We start from the raw sequence: 24,479 nt of genomic DNA, 5'->3' as shown, positions 1-24,479 counted from the left end.
TAATAGGAGACGGGAGGGAAAAATGGCACTTAGCGCTAACAGGTATGTATGGAGGTTTCTGTTTGCAATCTCCGTGTTTTTTGCAGGTTTTTTTGCGGTCCTGTTTTATTTCCAGGACATTTTCATAGTTCTTATTCTTGGGGCTATCCTGCTCCTGATCAGTGAAAAATTACTCTCCGGCTTCAACAGGGTAATGGACAGGTTCCCGAACCTGAACCGGAAGGCTATAGGTTTTTCCCTGATCCTTCTTTCCCTGTTTGCTGTTGTGGTTCTCATCAGCAGCCAGATGGATGAGATAGCCGCCCTGCTTGCCGAAGCTGCAAAAGTGCAGCAGAACTTCACGGGTGGGGCTTCTGCGCTTTTCGGGAGCGAATCGAAGTTTGCAAGGCTAACGAATTCCGGAGTTATCAAACCCGGCGACCTGCAGGAAGTAGGCAACGCCATCTTTACCGAATTTACCGGAATCATATCAAAAATTTCATATTATCTCTTTGCAGGAGCCCTCATAATTCCCCTGATGTTCAGCATGTATTTCAGACATCGGAATAAGCTTGTCAACTACATCGGCGAATATGCCCCTCCGAAACATGCCGAGATTATCGATAGGGGTTTAAAGGACATGGGAAGGGAACTTGAAGATTTCTTCAGCGCAAAGATGATCGAAAGCTCTGTTGTGGGCCTGATCTGCTGCATAGGTTTTTATCTTGCAGGAGTTGACGGCTGGTTTTTCCTGGGAGTCCTGGCAGGTTTCCTGAACATAATCCCTTACATCGGCCCGATAATAGGGGCGATTCCTCCCATAATTGTGGGCTACCTAACCAGCCCGGAAACAGCGATCCTGGCAGCAGGCACGATCCTGGCAGCCCAGCTTGTGGACAACTTCTACCTTATCCCCTTCATGATCTCCGAAAAGGTAAATATCAACCCCCTCCTGAGTGTGGTCCTGACCCTGGCCGCTTCCAAGCTGCTCGGGCCCCTGGGGATGATATTTGCAATCCCGATTTTCATCATATACAAGATAATTATTACCGAGTCTTACAAAGCACTGATTATAATTTATCCTGATGAGGACTGACGGTTTGCAGAATAAAAATTTGCAGAATAAAGGCTTGCAGGGTTTACCCCGATAATGAATAAAGACTAGCAAGACTTGCAGGAGCCAGGAACATGATTGAGGTAAAAGGTCTCTCAAAATCTTATGGAAAAATAAATGCAGTGGACAGCGTGGACCTCTCCGTCAAAAAAGGGGAACTTTTCGGGCTCCTGGGTCCGAACGGCTCCGGGAAAACCACCATGATAAAAATGCTCACGGGACAGATAAAACCGGATTCCGGCTCCCTGAGAGTACACGGCGTGGATGTCCTGGAAGCTCCTCTTAAGGTCCGGGAACTTGTGGGGGTAATCCCTGAGCAGGAAACCCCGCCCAGTTTCCTGACTGCTGAAGAGTACCTGCATTTCGTTGCAAAAATCCGGAAGCTGGAAGGATACGAAGAAGCCTGTGAGCGCTGGTTCGAGTTTTTCGATTTCGGGGAGCAGAAAAACGTACTCTGCAAGGACCTTTCCCGGGGTACCCGCCAGAAACTGATGTTTGCCCAGGCTTTCCTGCATGAGCCGGAACTTGCAATCATCGACGAGCCCCTGATCAACCTGGACCCGGTTATGCAGCGGAAAGTAAAGGATTTCCTCAGGGGATACGTGAAAAACGGAGGCACGATTTTCATCTCCACCCATATCCTGGAAATCGCAAAGGAGATCTGCAGCAGCATCGGGATCATCTATAAGGGCGAACTTGTCCACAGCGGGCGCATGGACAGCCCGGAGCTGGAAGATAAGAGCCTTGAAGAGTTCTTCCTGGAACTGGTGGGTAAGCCCGGGGAAAGCCAGCTGAACAGCGGCACTGACGCCGGAATTCACGGGAATCACGGGAACCTGTCCGAAATAAATCAGGCAGAAACGGATGAAACAGAAATAATTGCATGAGAATGATCGCCTATGCTTGACATTTTCAAAAGCATGATGAAAGAAGAGTGGCGGATGCACTCCAGCCTCTTCGGGCACAGCGGCTTTGCCCTCTTTCCGTTATTCATCTTCCTCTTCACCTTCTTTGTGAGCCTGGTCCTCCCGGTCTTCCGGGAAATCGTTACGGATGCAGGGATCGCTCTCGGGATGCACTATTTCTTCCTGCTGGTAGGCGGCATGGTGGGAGCTTTCGGGCTCATGGGAAGAGAGTTCATGAACCGGCGCTTCGGGCAGGCAAGCCTTATTGCGTATTCTTCAAGAACGCTTCCCGTTTCCGAGAGGGTCGTTTTCCTGAACTTTCTGGTAAAAGACGTCGTGTACTATTTTTTCCTCTACATCCTGCCCTTCATTGCAGGCTTTGCCCTGGCGGTAAAATTCATGCTTCCTTCGGCTGCCGAAAGCTTCAATATCCCGCTTCTCACCCTCACGCTTTCCCTTTCCTTCATGATCGGGCTTTCAGTTGTGTTTTTCCTTTCCACGGTCTATGCCCATTCGGGAAAAGCCGTGCTTGCAGGCTTATTACTGGCATTTCCTGCCCTGCTTTTTGCCTCCGGGAACTTCAAGGGGGAAACCCTGTACGCCCTTCCGGCACTTGCCTTTTACCTTGTTCCTTCCCAAACCCGGCAGCTTCTGGCCTCTGTTTTCCTTATTCTCGTCCCTTCCGCCCTTTCCCTCATCTTTCTGAAAGTGGACTATCCCCAGGTGCAGAAGAGTTTCTCCAACTCCTTTTCCGGGCTTTCTTCCCGCCTTGGCTCCTACCGCTACGCATCATTCGTTGCAAAGGACTTCCTTGACCTGAAAAGAAGTGAAGGAGGGCTCGGGAAAATTATCTTCTCCTTCCTGCTCCCGGCCACACTGGTCTGGGTGCTGCTTTCTGCCCTTGGAAACGTGATCCCGGCTCTCGACTCCCTGCTCCTCTTCTCCCTGGTCCTGGGGGTGCTTTCTTCCTCGATGTACAACTGGCTTACGGAATTCGACCTGTTTTCATCCTACGCTTTCCTCCCCCTGAAGGTCTCGGACGTGATAAAGAGCAAACTCGACAGCTATGCCTTCTTGAATGTCGTCCCCTTCATATTCCTCCTCGTCCTCGGCTTGAAAACGGCACCTTACACCCTTGGCCCCTCTTTGCTGGTCTTCCTCTCCATATCTTTCTACATGGTGACAGTGCTTGTCTACCTGACAGGGCTTTACCCTTCGGTGAACCTCTATAATGGAAAGACCTTTGCTCTCTATGCCCTCTCGATAGTCCCGGTCCTGATCCTCAACATCGTTTTGTCGATTTTGGGACCCTACTATCTGCTTGCAGACCTGGCGCTCGTACCTGTGGCCGTTTCCCTGCTCGGAAGGAGTTTCAGGAAATGGGACGGGCTGGAAAACCCGCAGTTTTGAGAAGATAATGTCTTCTGCTTAAGATACGTTGTCAGTTATTATTATAACGAGTTGATGAAGATTCGGAGTTGATGATGATTTGTACCTGACTTCAAAGTTAAGGAGAAAGAAACCATGCTCCCTTACTTAATCACATTTGTGATGTTTCTGAGGCCTTTATACGAACTGGTTAAAAAACCGGAGACACGTGCCCTTTTATTTTCCGTGTTTTTTATTCTTATCCTCGGGACTTATGTCTACCACAGTCTCGAAGGCTGGAGCTGGCTTGATTCCTTGTATTTTTCGGTCATTACACTGACGACTGTGGGGTATGGAGACTTTTCTCCGCAAACGGATATGGGAAAAATTTTCACTATAATCTACATCTTTGTAGGGCTTGGAATTCTTTTCGGGTTTGTTGATGTTATCGGGGAGCATATTGTGAACAAGAGGATGGAACACATTGAAAAGAGGAGAGAAAGAAGAGAACAGAGAAGAGAACAAAGATAAAGAAGGGTTCATCGAGCTTCTTCCTCCCTTTTTGATTCTTTGCCCTTTTGTTTCTTCCCCCTTTTGCTGATCGGCATTTTCGGGTAAGCTGCCATAGAAGGTATATTTTTAACCTTTTGTTATTATATTCTTAAAGGGGGGCAGGATTAATGCTATCTATTTTCATCACTTTACTGTTGTTTCTCAGGAGCTTAAAAAACCAGCTTAAAAATGAGGAAGTGCAGACCCTTTTAACTATAGTAGTGTTAATTCTTATTCTGGGTGCTTTCTTTTACCACAACGTCGAGGGCTGGACCTGGCTTGACTCATTCTATTTTTCAGTAATAACCCTGACAACCGTGGGATATGGAGACTTTTCCCCTCAAACGGATCCGGGAAAAGTTTTCACAATGGTCTACATCTTTTGCGGGCTGGGAATCCTCTCCGGTTTTGCCACTGTAATTGGAAAGCAGATCGTCGCTCACAGGCTGGAAAAGGTGGGGAAGGCCGAACCGGAAGGGAAAGAGTCAGAAAAGTAAATCCGTTTACTCCTGCCTGCCCGGAGGGAGGGTTTTGAGAATCAAGCATGGGTATTTGTGTGCAGGATTTGTGTGCAGGACCACGCCTTCCAGTGCCTGAAAACACTACAAAGAATCCTCTGCCTGGTTTTTGAAAATAGATGCCGACAACAGTAAACCAAAATTTTGCCCAATCAAAAGAATAATTAGGATTCCGAGTTTCATAATATTATCCAAATGGGGGGTATTGTTATGAAACTCAAAAATACATCCGTAGGTCTTGTTTTACTTCTTACTATCGGGCTTATGGCTGCGACTGTTTTTTCGCTGGGCTGTGCCGAGCAGGAAGCCCCTGCCGAACCTGAGGAAGCTAACGGGGCAGAGCCTGCCGAAACCACACCTGAGGATCTCGACCAGGCAGTGGTTGAGGAAGAAGAGGTTGAGCAGGTAGAGGTCGAGCAAGAAGAAGCCGGAATGGAAGAGCCTGGAATTGAAGAGCCCGGGATGGATGAGGCAGAACAGGAAGGAAGCGAAAAAGAAGGGGACGAGCAGGAAGAGGTTGAAACAACTCTGGCTGAGGAAATTACTAACATCGAGTGGCAGTGGATCGAGCTTCAGGAGCCCGGCCTTGCAGGCAAAACAGAAGTGTCGAATCCTGAGGACTACACCATTGTTTTTTCCAGGCACGGTACGTATTCAATCAAAGCTGACTGCAACCGCGGTGGAGGGAGCTACACGCTCGAAGGAAACTCCCTAACACTGGGAGCAGGCCCGATGACGCTTGCGGAATGCGGACCCTTATCATTGTATGATCAATATGTTACTCTGCTGTCCGAAGTAAATTCAGTGGAAATGGAAAACGGCCAGATTGTCCTTTATTCCGGGGGCGAAGACACCATGATGATCTTTACCAACGGAGGGGTGGTTGAAGGGATCTGAAACTTAAGAATCTGAAGTCCGGGTGAATTTCAATCTCATCTTCTGCTTTTTATTTTACTTTCTATTTTTCATTTTTTTGTGATCTCGAAAGGTCTCAGATAGCTTTGGACAGCCGCCGACGTGAACCTTACCAAAGCTCAAAAAGCCTTCCAACCTTCATTCTAACTCCCGCTATCAGTTTAATAAAATGTATCTGGAATTAATATCTTTATATACAATAATTTATAACACATAATTGGGGAGTGTATTTATCGGGGAAGTAAGTCTACCGTTGTATATTTCCCCATATGTGTACATATATGTGCATCCATTCTTATCTTAAACAATTGGGGGAAAGTTATGAAGAAATTGGGTATTCTTGTGGCTGCAGTACTCATTGCGGCAATGTTATTTGCTTCCGGTTGTGCTGAAGAACCTCCGGAAGAAGGTGTTGAGGAGGAAGTTCCTGAAGAAGAAGTAGTGGTAGAAGAAGAGGAAGTTCCTGAAGAAGAAGTAGTGGTAGAAGAAGAGGAAGTAGTAGAAGAGGAAATCCCTGAAGAAGCCGTGGGAGTGGAAGGGGAATACAGCCCTGTCATAAACCCCGAGGACTTCGTCGAAGAAATTGATAACCCCTATTTTCCGCTGGTTCCTGGTACAACTTTCGTGTATGAAGGAGAAAGCGATGAAGGTGATCCTTTAAGAACCGAGGTTTACGTCACCGACGAAACCAGAGTGGTAATGGGAGTGACCACCATCGTTGTCAGGGAATCGGAATACGAGGACGATGAGCTGGAAGAAGAGACCTTTGACTGGTACGCCCAGGACAAAGATGGGAATGTCTGGTACTTCGGTGAGGAGTCCAAAGAATACGATGAAGGTGAAGTCGTAAGTACCGCCGGTTCCTGGGAAGCCGGAGTAGATGGGGCCCAGCCAGGGATAATAATGCCGGGAGACCCTCAGGTGGGAGATATTTACTACCAGGAGTTCTACCTGGGTGAAGCCGAAGACCAGGCTGAAGTGGTCTCTTTGACTGAATCGGTCACCGTTCCCTACGGTTCTTTTGAAGACGTCCTTAAGACAAGGGAATGGAACCCGCTGGAACCTGGCCAGGAAGAGAACAAGTACTATACCTCAGGCGTCGGTCTGCTTCTTGAAGAGGAAGTTGAAGGTGGAGATGAAAGACTGGAACTTGTAGAAATTAGCACTGAGTGAACGGGATTTAACTTCGAAGAAAATCAGTCCGCATAAACCTCTGGAAACTGAGGTCCAAACTCAGTTCCGAAGGAATTTTATTCGGCCTAGGGTTTTCAATTCTTATTTTTTATATCTTATATGTTATATCGAATGATTAAGTTATCAAATGATCAAATAAGCTCACTTTTTCCTAAGCTCACTTTTTCCTAAGCTCACTTTTTCCTGTCTCCAAAATTCCACATTTCAATGAAGTTGTCAAGAAGCCTATCGGGAAAACAGTCTTTGTAGGATATAAGCAGCCTGGCAGTAAGGTCCGGGTCTACAATTTTGAGATTACATCTTTGCCCTGTTCTGTCCTTTTCAATGATACCGGACTTTACCATCTTATTGAGGTGCCATGAAACAGTTGAGGGGGAGAGCCCGACTGCGGTAGATAGTTCCTTATTGTTCGTGCCGGGGTTCTGGAGCAGGTTTATCAGGATATGCCTGCAGCCTTTCCTCCTTAAAAAATAGATAATTTCCCTCTCACGCTTTTCGGGAATCCTTTTATTTACGAAATATCGGACGTATTCCTCATCTTTAAAATGCGAAATCAGGTTATTCTTTTCGAGATAGTGAAGGTGGTACTGCAAGCTGCCCACTACCAGATCCAGCCGCCTTTCGAGCTCCCTTAAATGAATTCCCGGGGAATCTCTTATCAGTTCGTAAAGCTTTTTTCTTGGTTCAGGTTCAAATTCCATCTTCACCCTGATCTTTCGTTAACATGGTAAGTGAAAAGAATATCAACACAAGAAAATTGAGTGCCTGTCCCGGATTTGAAAATAAACCTCATGTCCGGAAAGGATCCTATTATCATGCATTGTCCGGTTCTATATATCAAAGCTACCCCCAGGTTATAAGAGGCAAATAGCCTATAATAAATGAACATTTTGTAAGAAGTATATTGCAGACTGTAGATTGTAAACATTACCTTGCAAAAAATAAATTAGGAGGAACCGGTTTTATCCTCCCATTTTATTCAGTAGTAATTTCCACGAGTTCCAGTCTCTCATCTCCTCCTTCCACTTCTTCTTCAAGGAGCAGACCAACACCTGGAGCATAGTATTTGTTTTCCTCTTCGCCGGGTTCGAGGGGGTTCCATTCCTTTGTCTTCAGGCAGTTTTCAAAGGAACCGTAGGCAACCGTGATCGTTTCACTCAATGAGAGCACTTCGGCCTGGTCTTCAGCCTCGCCCGGTGAAAATTCCTGGTAGTAAATGTCCCCGACTTTGGGGTTTCCCAACATTATGATTCCGGGCTTTGCGCCGTTTACTCCGGCTTCCCAGGAACCTTCGGTACTGACAGGCTCTCCGTCCTCATATTCGATGGAGTTTTCTCCGAAATACCAGACGTTTCCGGCTTCGTCCTGGGCGTACCAGTCAAAGGTTTCCTCAACCAGCTCCCCGTCTTCGTATTCAGTATCCTGGACAACGGTGGTGGTAACTCCCATTACCTCTTTGGTTTCGTTGGTAACAAAAACCTCATTCAGGATGGTCGTGCCTTCCTCCTCGCTTTCTCCTTCATAAACGAAAGTTGTACCCGGGACCAGCGGGAAGTAAGGATTGTCAACTCCTTCGACGAAGCTCTCAGGATTTATTTCAGGATCATATTCTTCGGTTACGTTATCGGATCCTGTATCTATTGGCTAGGAATCCTATCCTCCGTCAGTTACATTTTCAGATCCTGTTTCCGTTACGTTTTCAAATCCTGTTTCCGTTACGTTTTCAAATCCTGTTTCTGTTACATTTTCAAATCCTGTTTCCGATCCCGGAGCAAGCGCAACCACCGACCCGATAAGGATAAGTATTACACAAGATGCCATACTTTTTGTAAGTGTTTTTTTCAACCTTCAACCTCCAGAATTTTATTCCACTAATTTTTCCTATCTATGGTGTAGAAAAGTAGGGATTTTGGAGCCTCTGGTGCTTTGTCCCTCCTTAAAACTCAGTTTCGCATTTCATCGAAAATTATCAGGCTAAAATCAGAAATTTCCCCAATTATCTTTCTGATCATTCTTTCTGATTATTATGCTGTTGATGTATTGGATCCCCATGAGGTCTCGCAACTTATAAGGTTCGATTTAATACCTCATCCTGATTTCCGTGAAAGTTCAGTCCCACTTTTCCCCTGTCATAATAGGGGGAATGAGTTTTAATAACGGTTCTGGTACATTACTCGAATATTATATTTTTTTAAATATCCTGCTGCCCTGTGATGTCTGATCCGGCTAATGATAATTTTCAACTTTTAACTTCCAAATCTTATTTTTTATTTTTTGGCGGTTTTGGGGCGCTTGCGTGAACCTGGCCAGAACGACATGAATTCTTCTGCGAATAGGTCGTGAAGTGTTTTCTCCTCCCTATCGAAAAACAGAGTCGTATGACTGCAAATCAAATCGTAGCTTAAACAAAAATTATATTGTATCAATGCTTTTCATCAGGTAGTCAATCCAAAGAGGTCTATGATGAAAATGAAAAACATGTCCATTTATCTTGTATTACTCCTCACTATCGGACTTATAACCGTGAGTGCCTTTTCACTTGGCTGTACCGAGCAGGAAGAAACTCCTCTTGAGCCTGCCGAAACCATCCCCTCGGAACCCGAAACGATTTCACCTGAAGAAATTACCGGCATCGAATGGCAGTGGACAGGCCTTCTGGAAACAAATCCCACTGCCCAGTCAGTGGTCCCGGATCCGGAAAACTACACTCTTGTCCTCTTCCCGGACGGCACATATTCCATCAAAGCCGACTGCAACCGTGGCAGTGGAGGCTACACGCTGGAAGGAAACACCCTGACCCTGGGCACGGGCCCGATGACGCTTGCAGCATGCGGCCCCGATTCATTGTATGACCAGTATGTGACGCTGCTGTTCAATGTAAAGTCCGCAGCAATGGAAAACGGCCAGCTTACCCTCTATTCCGGGGACAACGGTGACAAAATGTTCTTCAGCAACGGAGGACAGGTCGAAGCGTAAAGGACTGCCTGAAAATAATCTGAGAAAAGATTATTTTCAGATCTTCTTTTTTATTTTTTAGTTGTTTTGGGGGGCTTGCGTGCTGCTGTCCAATACAATTTCAGGCTTTCTAAAAAATCGAATATACAAGTCCATATATTTGTAAATCCTAAATACAAGCTCTATTACTTGTATGTGTTTGGCTACCAGCTGTATTTTTTCTTATAATCCGGTGCAAGCAAAGTGAGAATAGCTGAACCTAATGGGGGTGGTTTTAGTGATTGATTTTTGAACTTTTCCGAAGTAACCGGAATGTTGTCTACCAGTCATTTTTGTTCCGAGCGAAGCGAGGCTTGCCCGCTTCTGCTGCCATGATAAAAAAGATGCAGTATTGAAAAGAATGGTGAATCGATGTGAAATACGCAGCGATTTTTTTATATGGCGCCGGCGATTCCCAAATCTCATTTTTTATTTTTTGGCTGTTTTGGGACGCTTGCGTGAACTTAACCGATTCAACGTTTACTTCTTTGTAAAATAAAGACAAGTTGACTAAGTCTTTGATTCGAAAACTCTGAAAAATCTGGGCTGGACGGTTAAATTTTTGTTTCCATTTCTTTTTTTTGCATGTTTTCAGGGAAAGGCCGGTTGCTTCGCAACCGTGAGTGGGTATGGGGGATGGACTACGAAATTGGAACCCCTGAAAAGTAATAAAAGCGAAAACACCCCAACCCTGCTTTAAACCAATCCCTTCGGCTGCTTCTCCCCCGGCACAACCGGAAGCTCCATCGTATTAATTAAAATCGGCCTCTCGATATCCTTTGCCCTCTCAATCACGAGCTCCTTCCCTTTCTGCGTGAGAGCGAAAAGCGGGATCGCAACCGCCACCTGGACAAGCGGCTTTGCAAGCTCCCTGATATGCCTGGAAGCACAGCTTATTATGACATCCGAGTTTTCCAGAAGCCCCCTGGCTTCTTCCTGGCTGACCCCTGTTACATGGACTGCAATCACGATCAGGTCAAGCCCGAGTTCGGTTTCTATTTCCCTGCATTCTTTTGCGGTTTTTGCGTCTGCTATAGTTACTGCGATCCTTTTGTATCCCATTTCAGCGGCTTTCCTTACCCCGCCCGCAGGGTCGATGGCTGCGCTTGAGGGATCGAGCACAGTCCCGCCGTTTACCCGTATTCCTTTTATGGTCTCGGGGATGGGTTCGGTCTCGATCAGGCCGGACATCCTGCCCCCGATTCCCTGGACAAGGGCAGGGTTACCGGAGATCACGGTCCCTGCGCCGTCGCAGACGGTTACGGTTGTTTCAAGAAAGCCTCGACGAAGGCCGCTCATCATTACTTCGGAGGCTCCGAAAGCCACGTAGGTGTCAAGTTCGAGGAGCTGGCGTTTGTCGGTGAACAGCCCAAAGTCGCTGATCCTGAATTCGATGTTTTTCCTCACTTCTTCGGCAGTAATCTTTCGGATTCCCTTCAGCTTGTCAAAGAGGGGGCACCATTCCACTTCCGGAGGCCCAACTTCCATGACCTTTCCATCTTTTACGACGACCCTGGCTTTCCCCAATAATTCCATTATATGAGGCATAATAGACACACCTGTAGGTACTGAATAAAGTTGTATTTGTTCAAACTATATATATGCGTGACTATATATTGATATTTTTATCTAATATGTAGACCATTGCAATACATGTATATATATAGTATGAACCCCATATATATAACAAACAAAGAGTATAAGGTTTTTAGTGCTTTCTGTTTTTTGATCGACTGCAGACTACTGAAAAATGAATATATTATTCAAGGAGTGTTTTATGGAACTAATGGATTCTTCTATGACTGTTAGGCAAAAAAATTTAGTAATAAAGTCTCTCAGGTATATGGATAGACATAAAAAAATCAGTCAGTATTGCAATGAATGCGGGAAGAGCTGGACTGAATTATCCTTTGATGAGGCAAGCAACTTAACCAAGATGCTTGATAAGATGTCCTGGCAGTAACTATTTTTAGCCTCTTCCCTTTAATTGTTTAACCTTTTTTTCTGATCGATTTTCAAATTTGTTTCACCCCTCGATTTTAAAGTTTATTCATACAGTTTTATTTTTTCATTTTCCCCTTCACGGAGTAATTTACCCGCTTCTCCCGCAGTAACTTCAATATCTCCGACCTTGCATGTGGTGTCTGCTCCCGCAGGGAAAAAAGAAAGCAAGAAAGGAAAAAAGAAAGAAAAGAAAAGAAGAAAAAAGAGTAAAAAAGGCCTTGGAACGCCCCTTTCCGCCGCCTTAAATCAAATCCTTCGGCTGCTTGTGCTCCGGCAGCACCGGAAGAGCCATCGTATTGATCAGGAGAGGGGTTTTGATATCTTTTGCCCTTTCGATCACAAGCTCCTTCCCCTTCTGAGTCAGTGCGAAAAGCGGCACGGCAGTCCCGACCTGGGCAAGGGGCTTAACAAGGTCCCTGACGGGCTTTGAGGCGCAGCTGGTCACGATGTCCGAGTTTTCGACAAGAGCCTGGGCTTCTTCCCTGTTTAAGCCTGTAACATGGACTCCGATTACTATCAAATCAAGCCCGAGTTCGGCTTCAAGTTCCCTGCACTTTTTGGCGGTGTCGGCAAAAGCGGCTGTTACCGCGATTTTCTTGTAGCCGAGTTCGGCTGCCTTTTTCAGTCCGGCAACAGGGTCGATTACGGCAGTAGAGGGGTCGAGCACGATTCCGCCGCGTTCCTGAATGCCGTTTATGATGCCGTCGATTGGCTCGGTCTCGACAAGGCCTGACATCCTGCCTCCCATGCCCTGGACAAGGGTGGGGTTGTTGGAAATAACGGTCCCTGCACCGTCACAGGCGGTTACGGTCGTGTCAAGCAAGCCCCTGCCAAGCCCGGTCATCATAACTTCGGAGGCTCCGAACCCTACAAAGTCCTCGAGTTCCAGCTTGCGCTCGTCGGTGAACATCCCGAAGTCCTTAATCCGGAACTCCATGTTCTTCTTTGCTTCCTCGCCTGTGATCTTCTGAATCCCGCGAATCTTGGCAAAAAGGGGGCACCAATCGACTTCCGGCTCTCCGACTTCCACGACTTTCCCGTCTTTAACAACGACCCTGGTTTTTCCAAGTAATTCCATTACATGAGGCATGGTTACACCTTTAAAAGCTAAGCAAAAATATGATTGTTAAGAATTTCAAATCCGGTAAAAATTGCAGGTAAAGTTTAGGGTTGTTTATATAATAGGTTATTGGTTTCGGGCTTTGGCTTTGAAGCCTGAGCGGAATGATCTGAAGCAGGAACCCGGATTTTCCCTGAATATCCTGGTTTTATTAGCGACCGTTTTTGTTCGCTTAACTAATAGCCGGGTTCCCAACTTGGTCTTTTCCCCGGCAGCAGCCCCCGTTTGCGAAGCAAACGGCTTTTCCCCTGAAGTTGAAAAAGAAGAACTAAATCAATCGTCAGACCCTTCAAGTTCCTTCAATTTCTGCTCGCAAAAGCCAATTATCCTCGGGTCTTCAATCATCTTTCCTATAGCCAGGGATTGCTTCAAAAATTCAATCGCTTTTCTGGGCTTGCCCAGATGACTGTATGCGTTGCCCAGATTTCCAAGGTGATTTCCTTCTCCGCGCCTGTCTCCGATCTCTTTAGCAATTTTCAGCGCCTGTTCATAATATTCAATCGCTTTTCTGGGCTCGCCCAGATTCCTGTATGCTAACCCCAGATTTCCAAGGTGATTTCCTTCTCCGCGCCTGTCTCCGATCTCTTTAGCAATTTTCAGCGCCTGTTCATAATATTCAATCGCTTTTCTGGGCTCGCCCAGATCACTGTATGCGTTGCCCAGATTTCCAAGGTGATTTCCTTCTCCGCGCCTGTCTCCGATTTCTTTAGAAATTTTCAGCGCCTGTTCATAATATTCAATCGCTTTTCTGGGCTCGCCCAGATTCCTGTATGCGTTGCCCAGATTTCCAAGGTCTGCACCTTCTCCGCGCCTGTCGCCGATTTCTTTAGCAATTTTCAGCGCCTGTTCATAATATTCAATCGCTTTTCGTACATATCCAAGTTGCTGATATGTGAGTCCAAGGTCACCAAAAACAAAACTCTTCATTTCATTGCTTAAAAGGACTTTTTCTTTGAGAGGGTCGGCTGGTAGTAATCGCCTGTACAATATTATGAGGGAAGTGTAATCTCCCCAAATATCAAGATAAACGTGTAGCTTTGAACGAAGGATAATCTGTGCAGCCAGATCGTATATTCCCGCTTCGCAGGCGTGGTGATGTGCCTCTATTGCTGACTGGAGTTCTTCTTTCGTTCTGGGGTTTTCGGGGAGAGGGATGGAGAGATAATACTTACAGGCGATATCATGGGCTTCATTCTTATTTTTCAGGTCATCATAGGCAAATTCCCGAACAAGTGGGTGGAGCCAGTAACTGCTATTGTGGTTGGTTTCGAGGAGAGACTTGTCAATTAACTTTCTAACGGCATTTGTGGGAGTATTTTCTGTAAACATTACCCTTAGAGCCTTTAATTCTACAGATTCCCTGTAAACCGATATTCTCTCTATAAGCTTTTTTTCTTCACCTGCCAGTTTGTCGAATAATCTCTTTGTCTTTTTGATGGTCTCCTCTTTGCTTTCCTGATACATGCTCAAGTCTTCAAGCGTATCCACTACACCGAATTCCTTAACCAGTTCCACAAGTAACTTCAGGGCAAGGGGATGACCGTCCACGCCTGTTGCCAGTTCTTCCAGTTTTTCGGGTTCCACTTCTTCAAGCCCATTTCTCACAAGGTAGTCAACTGCAAAATCCATTTCCAAACCGGTGAGGTGCTGTTTTTCCTCGTCTTCCACAACATCGATCAGGCTTTCCCCGTTTTCGAGTATGGGCAGAATGCGGCTTGTTACGATTACTTTTGCGTTGTGGGTGTTGTATCGCAGGGAGGAAAAGAGGAGTTCGATTCCTTTATCCCTGAACTGCCTGTCTTCTAACATGGTGCTCAGGTCATCGAAGATGAGCCAGACCTGGCTTCTTCTTCTTTGCAGTTCATCGGTGAGCCTGTCCACGTCAGGTTTTCCGGGTTCCCGCCTTTCGGCTTTGAAGGCTGCAATTTCAGGGGCGTTCATGTAGGCGGCGAGTTTTTCGAGGATGTCTCCAAGTTTTGCGTCCTGGTTCTGGTTAAAGTTGAACCAGAAAGGTTCGGGGACGTTTACGGGTCTCAGGTCTACGAGGGCTCTTGAAAGGGTGGACTTTCCCACGCCGCCGACTCCGCTGAGAAGTAGAATCCGGTGGTTTTCAAGGTAAATGAGGGATTTTTTTAACTCATCAGCCCGGTTCTGTGTGACAAATTGCTTCAGTTTATCAGGATAATAGAGGAGAGTTGAAGGGTTGTAACGGCTCAGGATTTCCTGGCTTGAGGCTTCTTTTCTCTGTTGGTTCAGATATTCGATGATCTTGATAAATTCGTCACCTGAAGGGCTTTCGAAATTGAAAAAATTGTTGTAGTTTCCTACTGCAAGTTGACCATAATTTTCAAGGTTTTCGATATTGAGATTTATGGTAAATTCTATTTCTCTCGCAAGGTCAGGGTTTTCCATCAGCAGTTTGAGGATTTCCTGCTGCAATTCTTCCTTTGCTTTCGGGTCTTCGGAGTTTTTGGATACTTTTGTAAGTGCTTTTTCCAGGGATGCAGTCATTTTCGGGCTTATTTTTTCCAGCAGAGATTTCGCTCTTTTCCCGCTTTTCGAACCTACTTTTTCAAGGGTTTTTTCGTAGAGCATATCCCCAAGGACTTCTTTACCCTTCTCCACTACAGGTTTTCCTGCAAGGCACAGGGAAGATAAGGTAGGGACGAGAATATCTGTTGCTTGCTGGGCGAGAATAGCCAGGTCCATAAACTCCTCCAATTTCTTTTTTGATATTGGCGGCAGGTAAAATAAGTTTTGCCATTTGGAAAGTTTAATGGCTGAATATTTCGGGTTTTTTCGCGATAAAATTCAAAGGCTGGCTGAAATTTCAAAGCTGCTGCCTCTTTCCAGTCTTCAGGGAAAAGCCGTTCGCCTTCGGCGAACGTGGGTGGGCATGGTTTTAAAACTAAATGGTTGCTTTGGGAAAGAGCTTGAAGCTGATTAAAAAAACTAAAAAAAGATAAAAATCAGTCGTCAGACCCTTCAAGATCCCTCAGTTTCTGCTCGCAAAAGCTGATTATCCTCGGGTCTTCAATCGCCTTTCCTATTGCCAGGGATTGCTTCAAAAACTCAATTGCTTTTCCGTTTTCGCCCAGAATATAGTATACGTTGCCCAGATTTCCAAGGGCATTTCCTTCTCCTCTCCTATCGCCGATTTCTCTGGTCATTTTCAGGGCATTTTCGTGATATTCAAGCGCTTTTTCGATTTCTCCCAGCTGACCGTATGCGTGCCCTAAATTTGAGAGATGGATTGCTTCTCCGTGCTGGTCCCCGATTTTTCTGGTGATTTTTAGGGCATGTTCGTAATATTCGATTGCCTTTTTTGTTTTTCCCTGCCGGTTTAGTGAGTTTCCCATATTCCCGAGGGTGTTTGCTTCTCCCCTGGGATCGGGGAATTCTCTGGAAATCTCAAGGGCTTCTTCGTAATATCCGGATGCTTTATTTGCGTCTCCGAGTTCTTCGTATATTATACCCAGGTTTCCGAGAATGTTTCCTGTCCCTTTTATGTCGTTGATTTCTTTTGCAATTTGAAGGGCATGCTCAATATTTTCCTGAGCTTTTTGAGGATTGCCCAGGTGGTAATAGGCGATTCCGAGCTGGTTGTAGATGTATTCTTTAAGGTTCCTGTTGTTTATTCCGGATGATATTGATTCGGCGGTTTTGAGGTATTCAATAGCTTCTTTTGACATTCCGGAAAACAACTCAATTGTCCCGAGGTTGAAGTACAGGCGGGCAAATTTATAGGGGTCATAGATTTGCCTTTCTTCATACTCTTCAATTGAATTCTGGTAGTATGTACTAAGATTTTCAAGGTCACTTTTTGTCTTGTTGATAAATTTTTCAAACTCAAAAACCGGGATGGTCGGGATGGAAGCGATTTCTTTTTTCAGGTCAAATTCAAAGACCGCAGTTCTCCAGGAGAAAAAATCCGGTGCCTCCTTGAGAACCAAGTTGAGGGATGAGCTGTTTAGCCAGATTATTATTGGGTGCTTTATCTCCAGGTACCTGTCCCGCATCAGGTTCATCAGGAGCAGGGCTTCGGATTTTCCCTCGGAATTTTTCTTTTTTGCGGCACTGTCAAGACCGGAAACGAAAAAAGCAATTTTTCCATTTTTTTCTTTTCTGGAATTGTAAATTTCTGATTCGGTTGCCTGCTTTAAAAGGTAAAAAAGATCTGTTGACGTTTCATCCATTTTTAGGCTGTATATGAAAACCCCGTCAGAAACCCTTTCTGAAATTTCCCTGAATATAGCCTTGCATAAAACAGGCTCATTGCAGCGTACAAAAACTATAGTGCAGTCCTCGGAAAGCTCAAGAAGGACAGTTAATTTTTCAATTTTTGAGATGTGTTTCGGATCCAGTTCCATATTGTAGCCTGGTCTATGGTTATTTTTGAAAAGAGCTTTTATTTTTCCTAAAGAATGTCTTTTTCTTCCAGAATCTCACGAACTATAGGGTTGAGGTCGCACCAGCTTCTTCCGTTTTTGTATTCCAGGATACTGAGATTGTGAAGCAAACCGACAAGCTTCTCATCTCGTTTTATTTCTTTTGTTTCATATATTTCCTTAAGCACTTCATAATCCTGCTCACTTAACTGTGCCTGATATGAATTTTTAAGTTCGTCGACCACTCCGCTTACAATCTCCCTGTCAATCAAAGCTTTTTTCCCGGCTATGGCACTTACTGCTGAATTTCTTATAATTCTTATAAACTCCCTTATGACTCCGCCACTCATTTCTATTATGTATTCAAGGGCATCAGGAGTAAATAAATCCAGAGAGACCCTTTTTTCTACGATTTGCCTCATAGCAATTCTGCCTTCAGGCTCCCGGGTTTCACTGGAATCTTTTTCATGAATTTTAATGTTCGGGTACATAATGTCATCACTAAAATTCATTTTAATCTGGGTGAACTTGTTGGAGCTTCGAAGTGAAATAGGGAATGTGTATACTATCTTGCATCCCGGCTGTGTTAACTGGGTTCCGTGTGAATAAAAAAGCTTCAATGCCTGTTCATGGTCGCATTTCTCAAGGTTGTCAATTATGACAAGAACCTGACGGTCGCTTTTTTCAATCTCTATAATTATATCGTTAATCAGAGTAATCATTTCGGAAACTCTCGGCCTGATCTCTTCCCTGATTTCCTGCCTTGTGCCTGTTTCACTTTTCATTCTTGCCAGGACTTCGGCAAAAAAGGCTGAGAAGTTAAATCCCCCGCCAGCTTCCATTTTTTCTTCATGTGTTGTCGTTTTTGTTATTTCCTTTCCCAGTTTTTCCGTTCTTTCCTTCAATGAAGAATTTAGGTGGTTTCCTTCATTTTCAAAATTTTCTACTATTTTTGTAATTATTGAAAGCAGGACATCGGTATAGCTTATGTCATTAATATCAAGAAAATCAATAGCACTGAAATGTACGATGAAAAATTGTTCGCCCTTCTCTTGCTTCAGATCCGAAACTAAACGGTTTAATGCTGTAGTCTTGCCTGAGCCTCTATGTCCTGTAAAAAGGAGTTTAACCGTTTCTCCTGTTTCATGGCTTAATTCAAGGCGGATTTTAAGCTCTTCAATGTTCTTCTTGTTCTGGCCAATTTCGACATAATAGTTTTCCAAATCCCCATTTTGAAGAGCTTTGTCAGGATTAAATAAGTGATAGATCTCTTTCAAGTCCCCGGCCATCGTATGTACTTCCCTTTCAGAAATTACGGTATTTTAAGTATAAAATGAAGTAAAGAACATATATAACCTTCTGAGCAATATCCTTCAAGTTAAAGGTTACAATTTTTGATTGCGATGTGAATTTGGCCTTGAAAATTCTGATTTTTCCCAGATCAACTCATTGAAACCAGCATGAATGACAAAGGTGGGGTATTCGGGTTTTTTTGCGATAAAGTTCAAAGGCTGGTGGAAATTCCAAAGCTGCTTCTTCTTTCCAGTCTTCAGGGAAAAACCGTTCGCCTTCGGCGAACGTGGGTGGGCACGGATGTTAAAACTAAATGGTTGCTTTGGGTTTTAAAATATTAGTCCGCTTGAGTGAGCGTAGCGAGGGAAACGGACTGCGCACTGTTGCGATTTCATCGCAACTAAAAGAAAAATCAAAGATTTTTCTGATGCCGAGGCGCAATTCGGCTATTCAAAAAAGGAAAGGCAAGGAAAAAGTTTCCTGAAATTCTTTAAGGACTATTAATTACTAAGAAATAATAATTCTTTTTATTATATATAATTACTAATTATATTATCATATATACTCACAGGTTGGCTAATTTAGGTACGTCACGTTCAAAAACGGATGGATTTGATGCTAAATTAGCTACGGGAGGATATGGTATATGAAAAAGTATGTACAGGTCATATTGCTTGGCTTTTTGTTCACGGTATTAACTGGGACTTGCCTTGCACAGAATGAAACAGAGGAAACGAAGGCTTTTCAAGAGGCACTGGAGCAGGACGGATTCACCGTACAGGAAGGTGAACTGGCTTACTTTGATCTAATCAAGTTATTGGAGGAAGGAGCATTACCTTCTGCGTATGGAAACAATCCCACCACAAAATATCTGATATATTTTGTTCCACCGGCACCTGGTTATGAAGTGGAAGAACGAATTAAGCAAATAACCAGTACACTGGGCGTAAGCGAGAATGTAACTCCATTCTGGAACCTGGGTCCTGATGAAGCTGTTGTTTTTGTGGGAAGGACACCGCCGGAATGCAGGTACTTCAGCTACGACCATTACATAATACACAGGACAATTGATGATGAGAGGAGATGGATCTTTGCCAACGTGGAAGATACGGTAAACAACCTGGTTATCAATACCGAAGGGACTCCAAACGGGTCTTCCGGAGATCCTTTCAACCAGACCACGGTAATAATCATTACAGCCGACAAAGGCATTGATCAGCGCATCCGGGCTGCTGCCCAATCAGCAGGGTATTCGGATAATATAACCAACACCCAGGTTCTTCCTCCAGCCATATTGAACCTGGGCCTGGAGAATGACTCCGATACATTTGCCGCATTTATCCGCCCGGCCCTATTCAATGACACGGAGGCTGGGGATGATTACATAAATAATACACCTGCAACTATTTTCCGGATTACTCTCAACAACACTAATGAGCTTGACCCGTATGATTATCCGGAACTGAGGGTTCGCGGAACCGGGCAAACAGAATTCGACCTTGTGGATGATCTCGAAGAGCTAAGGATTGCGATTCTTGACAGATATAACCAGTCCAATGCCACAGAGCTCCCGACCAGTCAGGGAGTTCCTATGGGGAGTGATGCTATCCAGAGAGGAATTAACGCCGTAGGTCCCGATAACGACGCTGCCTATCTCTGGTCAGCAAACCAGACTATCTCTTCGCCGACACCGCCTTTCTTTGACACCTCGCAGTACTATCCTTTCCTGAGGGATCCGGCAATTACCCTGGGCAACAATACCGAAGAGTTCATAATTGTCTATGGGGTCAACCATGTAGCCACAGGAAAGGCGACGTACTCGAACTTCTGCATATACGGAGCTGATGTGTGGAATGGTGTTAGAGCAATTACAGATGCAGATTTCAGTGGATCTGCCGAGGAATACCTCCCTGACAATCCCAATGCGAAATACCTGTACGTCTACAAGCTCGCCAGGAACTGCACTGAAGAAGACACATACTGCTACGAGGTGCCCTACGGTGTGGGAGCTCGCGGCATAGAGCTTGACCAGCCGCTCTTTGTTGCCTGGAGAGCCTATTTGGAGGAAACAACAAAAACCGGACCATCCTATTCAGAGATCGTGTACGACCGAGCTATAAAGTTCGATCCTAAGGATTCCGGCAACATGAGCTCCGGATCTTAAGCAAGTTAAAAATTTAGCTGAGCATGGATGTGTTTCCTGTAAACACATTCCTTCACTTTTTTTATCCACAACGCCAGAGCCGTATTTTATACCTCATGATCAACTTCTACACGATAAACTCTATTTTCCATGATGTTTCTCCATGACGTTTCTCCATGATGGCTTCTAAATGGTATCGAGAAATGTTGATTTAAATTCCAAAGTTTATTCTTCTTCTATTGCTTCTTCTTCTTTCCAGTCTTCAGGGAAAAGCCGTTCGCCTTCGGCGAACGTGGGTGGGCACGGGTGTTAAAACTGGATGGCTGCCCTGTTTCTTGAAAATAAGCAAGTTAAAAAACAATCCCTGTTTCTGGAAAGCAATAGCTAAAAAGTAATTGAATCGGTACTTCGAAGAAGAAAAATTCGAAAAAAAAGTAGGGGCAGGGAATTAGTTTTCCCTGAATAACCACTTCAAGTTAAACTAAATTTACAGCTTTTCCCTTCTGTCGATAATCCTCTTAGCCTTTCCTGCGGTCCTTTCGATGCTGCCTTTCTCAAGCAGCTCGACGTTCGTGCGGATGTTCAGGATGGCTTTGAGTTCTTTCTGGACGTGGTTCTGGACGGCAGAGAGGTCTTTTAGTTCGCCGGTGAAGGCATTTTCTTCGAGTTCGACTTCGACGGTCAACTCGTCAAGCATGTGTTTGTTGCGGTCGAGGACTAGCTGGAACTGTTCGCCTACTTCGGGGATCCGGGAGATTACGTCCTGGATCTGGGAGGGGAAGACGTTGATGCCTCTGACTATGAGCATGTCGTCGACACGGCCGAGGAGGCGGGAGATCTTTGTAGTTGTGCGGCCGCAGGCGCAGTCGGATTCGAGGAGGCGGGTCATGTCGCCGGTCCTGTACCTTATGTTGCAGAAGCCTTCTTTGTTGAGGGAGGTAAGGACGAGTTCACCTTTTTCGCCTTCTGCGACCTGTTCTCCGTTTTCGTCGAGGACTTCTACGAGGAAGTTGTCGTTCCAGATGTGCAGGCCGTCCTGTTCCTGGCATTCGAAACCGACACCTGGGCCGATCATTTCGGAGAGGCCGTAGCAGTCGTAGGCTTTTAGGTTGAGCCGCTTTTCAAGCTGCTTGCGGGTGTTTTCGGACCAGGGTTCGCCTCCGAAGATGGCTGCTTTTAAGGAGAGTTTGTCGATAAGGTCGAGTTCTTCGGCGGTCTCTGCCAGGTAGAAAGCGTAGGAGGGGGTGCAGTGGACTGCGGTTACGCCGAAGTCGATCATCATCTCGAGCTGACGGGCGGTGTTTCCGGTGGCTGCGGGGACAGTCATTGCTCCGAGTTTTTCCACGCCGTAGTGGAAGCCCATGCCTCCTGTGAAAAGGCCGTAGTTCATGGAGTTCTGGATAACGTCCTTGTTCGAAAGCCCGATCATGGTCAGGCTTCTTGCGATCAGGTCCGACCAGGCATCGAGGTCATGTGCGGTGTAGCCGACAACCGTGGGCTTCCCGCTGGTCCCGGAAGACGCATGGATGCGCACGATGTCGTCCTGGCTTGCAGCAAAGAGCCCGAAGGGGTAGTTGTCCCGAAGGTCCGTTTTGCGGGTATGGGGCAGTTTCCGGACATCTTCGAGGGTCTTGATGTCGTCCGGAGTGACCCCTGCCTCCTTAAATTTCTGCCTGTAGAAGGGAACGTTGTCATAGACCAGTTTGACGCTGTTTTTCAGGCGTTTTAACTGCAGTTCTTTCATCTCGGCGTGACCCATTGTTTCGTATTTCGGCTGCCAGTATTTCATTAGAAGGACCTTCTTTTGACTTGATGATTTTTGGTGAGTAGTTCTATGCCATGACTCTGCATGTCATGCAGCATTCAATAATTCCTTTTTCGAATATAACGATCAGGGAAAAATCAATCTGTAGTGTAATTTCCTTCCAACATATAAATATTATTGAATGGGGACGCGAATTGAATTAGAAACGAAGATAAAATTAAAAGAGTTATATGGGAATTGAGCTTGATTGCTTGATTTATAGTTAATTCCTGGTTTGATTTCTATTTTGATTTATAGTTGATTTCTATTTTGATTTCTATTTTGATTTATAGTTGATTTCTATTTTGATTTCTATTTTGATTTCTATTTTGATTTATAGTTGATTTCTATTTTGACTCCCATTTTGGTTCCTGGTTCCATTCCGGTTTTCATTCCTTCTGAAGGTAAGCCGCAAGCGGGAACCCTAGAAAGGTTGGGATCCAGAACGAAAACATCCGGTAGCCGAGGATGACCACAACTGCAATCGGACCCGGCACTCCAAGGCCTGTGTAGAGAGCTGCCATGGTACTCTCCACAATCCCCACCCCACCTGGGAGGAGAAATGCCAGTCTCCCGAAGAGCAGGGGCAGGCCGTATCCCACAAGCAGGACGCTCGGGCTTACCTGGTTTCCGGCAGCTATGAAGAAGAAGTAAAGGGTCAACATATCGAAGCCGATGGTGAGCACTGCTCCAAGAGCCGGGCGTTTCCAACCCCCTTTTTCTAGCACATCGAAGGCTGCGAACATGCGGAGGACTGCGGTTTCAGTTGAATGTGGGTTGTAGGGCCTGTGGAGAGCCCTGGAAAAAAAGGCAGCTTCCCTGACAGCTGCAGCCATGAAGCCTTTCCTGTGCTGTTTTCCCCAGCCTACTGATGCAATCCCCAGGCCCAGCCCGACAAGGATCAGGAGAAAGGCGGAGAACTGTGCGGAGGAAAGCTCCTCTGCTGCCAGTAGCTCGAGTATTCCTGCTACTCCCAGTATCACTAAAATTGTGTTGTTGAAAAAGGTGGGGAGGGTACCTGCAAGCCCCGAAGCTTCGGCGCTGATGCCCAGTTTCCGTACCCAGCGGTATATGGCTGCCCCGTTTCCGAGCGGGCCTCCTGCAAGTAGCCCGACGCTAGCTGCAGCAATAGTTATCAGGGCTCCCCTGGACACTGAAAGTTTCTGGTTTACGTTTGCCACAATAGAATGCAAGAGATAGCCGCTTCCCATATACCTTATAACCTGGGCAAGGGCAGCCAGCAGCACAGCCCACAGGACCATTGTTTTGATGACCTGCAGGGACTCTTCAACCGAGGCGAGCTCGGGAAGAATAAGATTAACTGCAAACCCCAGAAAGATCAGGGTGGGAAGGTAGCGGCCTGCCCTCAGTATAAGCGGCGGAGGAAAAGCTAGGCTATGGGAATTTTGTTTTTCAGCTCCCATCGTTAACTCCCATTAATCGTCTACTTCCATTGACCATGGACTCCCGTTACTCATCAATCCCCATTGATCGAATCCCATTGGTCGAACCCCATTGATAATAAACTCACGTTGATCGTTTGCTCCCCTTTATTTTTCGTCCCCCTTCATTTTCCACCCCACTTTTTTGCCTGCATATATTGGTTTTAGGGTTACTTTTCCCTTTCCTTCAAAATCCCTCCTCAAAGATGTGAGATTAAAAAGCAAACAGTTTCAGAAGCCCGGAATCTCCGATGAATATCACAGCCTTTAATTATTATTATGGATAATCCCTTTCCATGGAAAACGGCATGTACCTTTTTATTCCCATCCTGTATGCTGCACTTAACTCAGTTTCTTTTGTCCTCTACGGGCTGGACAAGTTCAAGGCGAAACGGCAAAAATGGCGCATTTCGGAGCAGACCCTCCTGATAGCAGCCTTCTTCGGACCCATCGGGGCCTGGATGGGGATGCAGCGCTTCAGGCACAAGACCCAGAAACCCCTGTTTAAGTTTCTAGTACCTTTGTTCATAGGAATTCATGTAATGTACGTGCTCTGGATAAATCTTTGATACCTGTACGCCCAGCTTCCATGACCTGAATAATGAGGATTGGGAGACTTCTTTCCGGACGAACAGTGCCACAGTTTTTTTATTTTTTGTAAAATGTTTTTTATAGTACTTTCTGCATAGAATATTGGGGGTTACAGTTTCCGTTACTTATCGTTACTCATCATTACTTATCGTTAC

The 24,479-nt window shown here is 45.5% G+C and carries 21 protein-coding genes and 1 pseudogene; 11 read left to right on the top strand and 11 right to left on the bottom strand.

Translation table 11 applies throughout. The annotated features are described in order from the left end of the window. The first annotated feature begins 22 nt into the window (after positions 1-22). The 7 genes from ACSAZK_RS00415 to ACSAZK_RS00385 all read left to right on the top strand — a co-directional run bounded on the left by ACSAZK_RS00415 (position 23) and on the right by ACSAZK_RS00385 (position 6,524). Positions 23-1,075, top strand: coding sequence for an AI-2E family transporter (locus ACSAZK_RS00415; protein ID WP_440955476.1), 1,053 nt, complete (start codon positions 23-25; stop codon positions 1,073-1,075). Between the two features lie 92 nt (positions 1,076-1,167). Beyond that, a complete protein-coding gene (locus ACSAZK_RS00410; RefSeq protein WP_440955475.1) occupies positions 1,168-1,980 on the top strand; it encodes an ABC transporter ATP-binding protein in 813 nt (270 codons plus the stop codon). A 12-nt stretch (positions 1,981-1,992) separates the two neighbouring features. After that, entirely contained in the window at positions 1,993-3,408 is a 1,416-nt protein-coding gene (locus ACSAZK_RS00405; RefSeq protein ID WP_440955474.1) for a hypothetical protein, read from the top strand. A gap of 114 nt (positions 3,409-3,522) precedes the next feature. Next, positions 3,523-3,897 (top strand): potassium channel family protein, encoded by a 375-nt coding sequence (locus tag ACSAZK_RS00400; RefSeq protein WP_440955473.1) that lies wholly within the window; start codon positions 3,523-3,525, stop codon positions 3,895-3,897. A gap of 149 nt (positions 3,898-4,046) precedes the next feature. After that, positions 4,047-4,415: a potassium channel family protein gene (locus tag ACSAZK_RS00395; protein WP_440955472.1), complete on the top strand. Its 369-nt coding sequence runs from the start codon at positions 4,047-4,049 to the stop codon at positions 4,413-4,415. Between the two features lie 231 nt (positions 4,416-4,646). Continuing rightward, positions 4,647-5,333, top strand: a complete 687-nt coding sequence (locus ACSAZK_RS00390; RefSeq protein ID WP_440955471.1) for an META domain-containing protein — start codon at positions 4,647-4,649, stop codon at positions 5,331-5,333. 339 nt (positions 5,334-5,672) lie between these two features. After that, the gene (locus tag ACSAZK_RS00385) at positions 5,673-6,524 is read left to right on the top strand and encodes a hypothetical protein (RefSeq protein WP_440955470.1); all 852 of its coding nucleotides are present in this window, start codon (positions 5,673-5,675) and stop codon (positions 6,522-6,524) included. A gap of 194 nt (positions 6,525-6,718) precedes the next feature. On the opposite strand, the gene ACSAZK_RS00380 is transcribed toward ACSAZK_RS00385, so the two are convergent. The 3 genes from ACSAZK_RS00380 to ACSAZK_RS00370 all read right to left on the bottom strand — a co-directional run bounded on the left by ACSAZK_RS00380 (position 6,719) and on the right by ACSAZK_RS00370 (position 8,390). After that, positions 6,719-7,246, bottom strand: coding sequence for a winged helix-turn-helix transcriptional regulator (locus ACSAZK_RS00380; RefSeq protein ID WP_440955469.1), 528 nt, complete (start codon positions 7,244-7,246; stop codon positions 6,719-6,721). A gap of 274 nt (positions 7,247-7,520) precedes the next feature. After that, the gene (locus ACSAZK_RS00375; protein ID WP_440955468.1) at positions 7,521-7,994 is read right to left on the bottom strand and encodes a hypothetical protein; all 474 of its coding nucleotides are present in this window, start codon (positions 7,992-7,994) and stop codon (positions 7,521-7,523) included. A gap of 204 nt (positions 7,995-8,198) precedes the next feature. After that, a complete protein-coding gene (locus tag ACSAZK_RS00370) occupies positions 8,199-8,390 on the bottom strand; it encodes a hypothetical protein (protein ID WP_440955467.1) in 192 nt (63 codons plus the stop codon). 615 nt (positions 8,391-9,005) lie between these two features. On the opposite strand from ACSAZK_RS00370, the gene ACSAZK_RS00365 reads away from it, so the two are divergent. Then, complete coding sequence (locus ACSAZK_RS00365) at positions 9,006-9,521, top strand: META domain-containing protein (RefSeq protein WP_440955466.1); 516 nt, start codon at positions 9,006-9,008, stop codon at positions 9,519-9,521. A 714-nt stretch (positions 9,522-10,235) separates the two neighbouring features. On the opposite strand, the gene ACSAZK_RS00360 is transcribed toward ACSAZK_RS00365, so the two are convergent. Then, on the bottom strand, positions 10,236-11,087 hold the full coding sequence (locus ACSAZK_RS00360; protein WP_440955465.1) for a methanogenesis marker 8 protein: 852 nt from the start codon (positions 11,085-11,087) through the stop codon (positions 10,236-10,238). Positions 11,088-11,316: 229 nt separating this feature from the next. Between ACSAZK_RS00360 and ACSAZK_RS00355 the strand changes: the two genes are divergently transcribed. Then, positions 11,317-11,502, top strand: coding sequence for a hypothetical protein (locus tag ACSAZK_RS00355; protein ID WP_440955464.1), 186 nt, complete (start codon positions 11,317-11,319; stop codon positions 11,500-11,502). Positions 11,503-11,585: 83 nt separating this feature from the next. On the opposite strand, the gene ACSAZK_RS00350 is transcribed toward ACSAZK_RS00355, so the two are convergent. From ACSAZK_RS00350 to ACSAZK_RS00330, 5 genes are all read right to left on the bottom strand, one after another. After that, positions 11,586-11,711 carry an MTH865 family protein gene (locus ACSAZK_RS00350; protein WP_440955463.1) on the bottom strand — a complete coding sequence of 42 codons (126 nt, stop codon included), beginning with the start codon at positions 11,709-11,711 and terminating at the stop codon, positions 11,586-11,588. A 73-nt stretch (positions 11,712-11,784) separates the two neighbouring features. Beyond that, positions 11,785-12,633, bottom strand: a complete 849-nt coding sequence (locus ACSAZK_RS00345) for a methanogenesis marker 8 protein (RefSeq protein WP_440955462.1) — start codon at positions 12,631-12,633, stop codon at positions 11,785-11,787. A gap of 303 nt (positions 12,634-12,936) precedes the next feature. Continuing rightward, entirely contained in the window at positions 12,937-15,372 is a 2,436-nt protein-coding gene (locus tag ACSAZK_RS00340; protein ID WP_440955461.1) for a tetratricopeptide repeat protein, read from the bottom strand. 260 nt (positions 15,373-15,632) lie between these two features. Further along, positions 15,633-17,033, bottom strand: a complete 1,401-nt coding sequence (locus ACSAZK_RS00335; RefSeq protein WP_440955460.1) for a tetratricopeptide repeat protein — start codon at positions 17,031-17,033, stop codon at positions 15,633-15,635. Positions 17,034-17,080: 47 nt separating this feature from the next. Further along, complete coding sequence (locus tag ACSAZK_RS00330; protein ID WP_440955459.1) at positions 17,081-18,340, bottom strand: P-loop NTPase fold protein; 1,260 nt, start codon at positions 18,338-18,340, stop codon at positions 17,081-17,083. A 911-nt stretch (positions 18,341-19,251) separates the two neighbouring features. On the opposite strand from ACSAZK_RS00330, the gene ACSAZK_RS00325 reads away from it, so the two are divergent. Next, positions 19,252-20,508: a hypothetical protein gene (locus ACSAZK_RS00325; RefSeq protein WP_440955458.1), complete on the top strand. Its 1,257-nt coding sequence runs from the start codon at positions 19,252-19,254 to the stop codon at positions 20,506-20,508. A gap of 466 nt (positions 20,509-20,974) precedes the next feature. On the opposite strand, the pseudogene ACSAZK_RS00320 reads toward ACSAZK_RS00325, so the two are convergent. Both ACSAZK_RS00320 and ACSAZK_RS00315 read right to left on the bottom strand, forming a co-directional pair. Next, positions 20,975-22,306, bottom strand: a pseudogene (locus ACSAZK_RS00320) (phenylacetate--CoA ligase family protein); the annotation flags it as partial. Between the two features lie 374 nt (positions 22,307-22,680). Beyond that, complete coding sequence (locus ACSAZK_RS00315) at positions 22,681-23,715, bottom strand: lysylphosphatidylglycerol synthase transmembrane domain-containing protein (protein ID WP_440955457.1); 1,035 nt, start codon at positions 23,713-23,715, stop codon at positions 22,681-22,683. A 314-nt stretch (positions 23,716-24,029) separates the two neighbouring features. Here ACSAZK_RS00315 and ACSAZK_RS00310 point away from each other — a divergent pair, with 314 nt between their 5' ends. Further along, the gene (locus tag ACSAZK_RS00310; RefSeq protein ID WP_048178676.1) at positions 24,030-24,302 is read left to right on the top strand and encodes a DUF1294 domain-containing protein; all 273 of its coding nucleotides are present in this window, start codon (positions 24,030-24,032) and stop codon (positions 24,300-24,302) included. Positions 24,303-24,479: the final 177 nt, after the last annotated feature.

Origin of the sequence: Methanosarcina sediminis, assembly GCF_052056915.1 — an archaeon.
Classification (GTDB): domain Archaea; phylum Halobacteriota; class Methanosarcinia; order Methanosarcinales; family Methanosarcinaceae; genus MTP4.
Note: the sequence above shows the minus strand (reverse complement) of the source record. Positions and strands in the feature narration are given on the sequence as shown.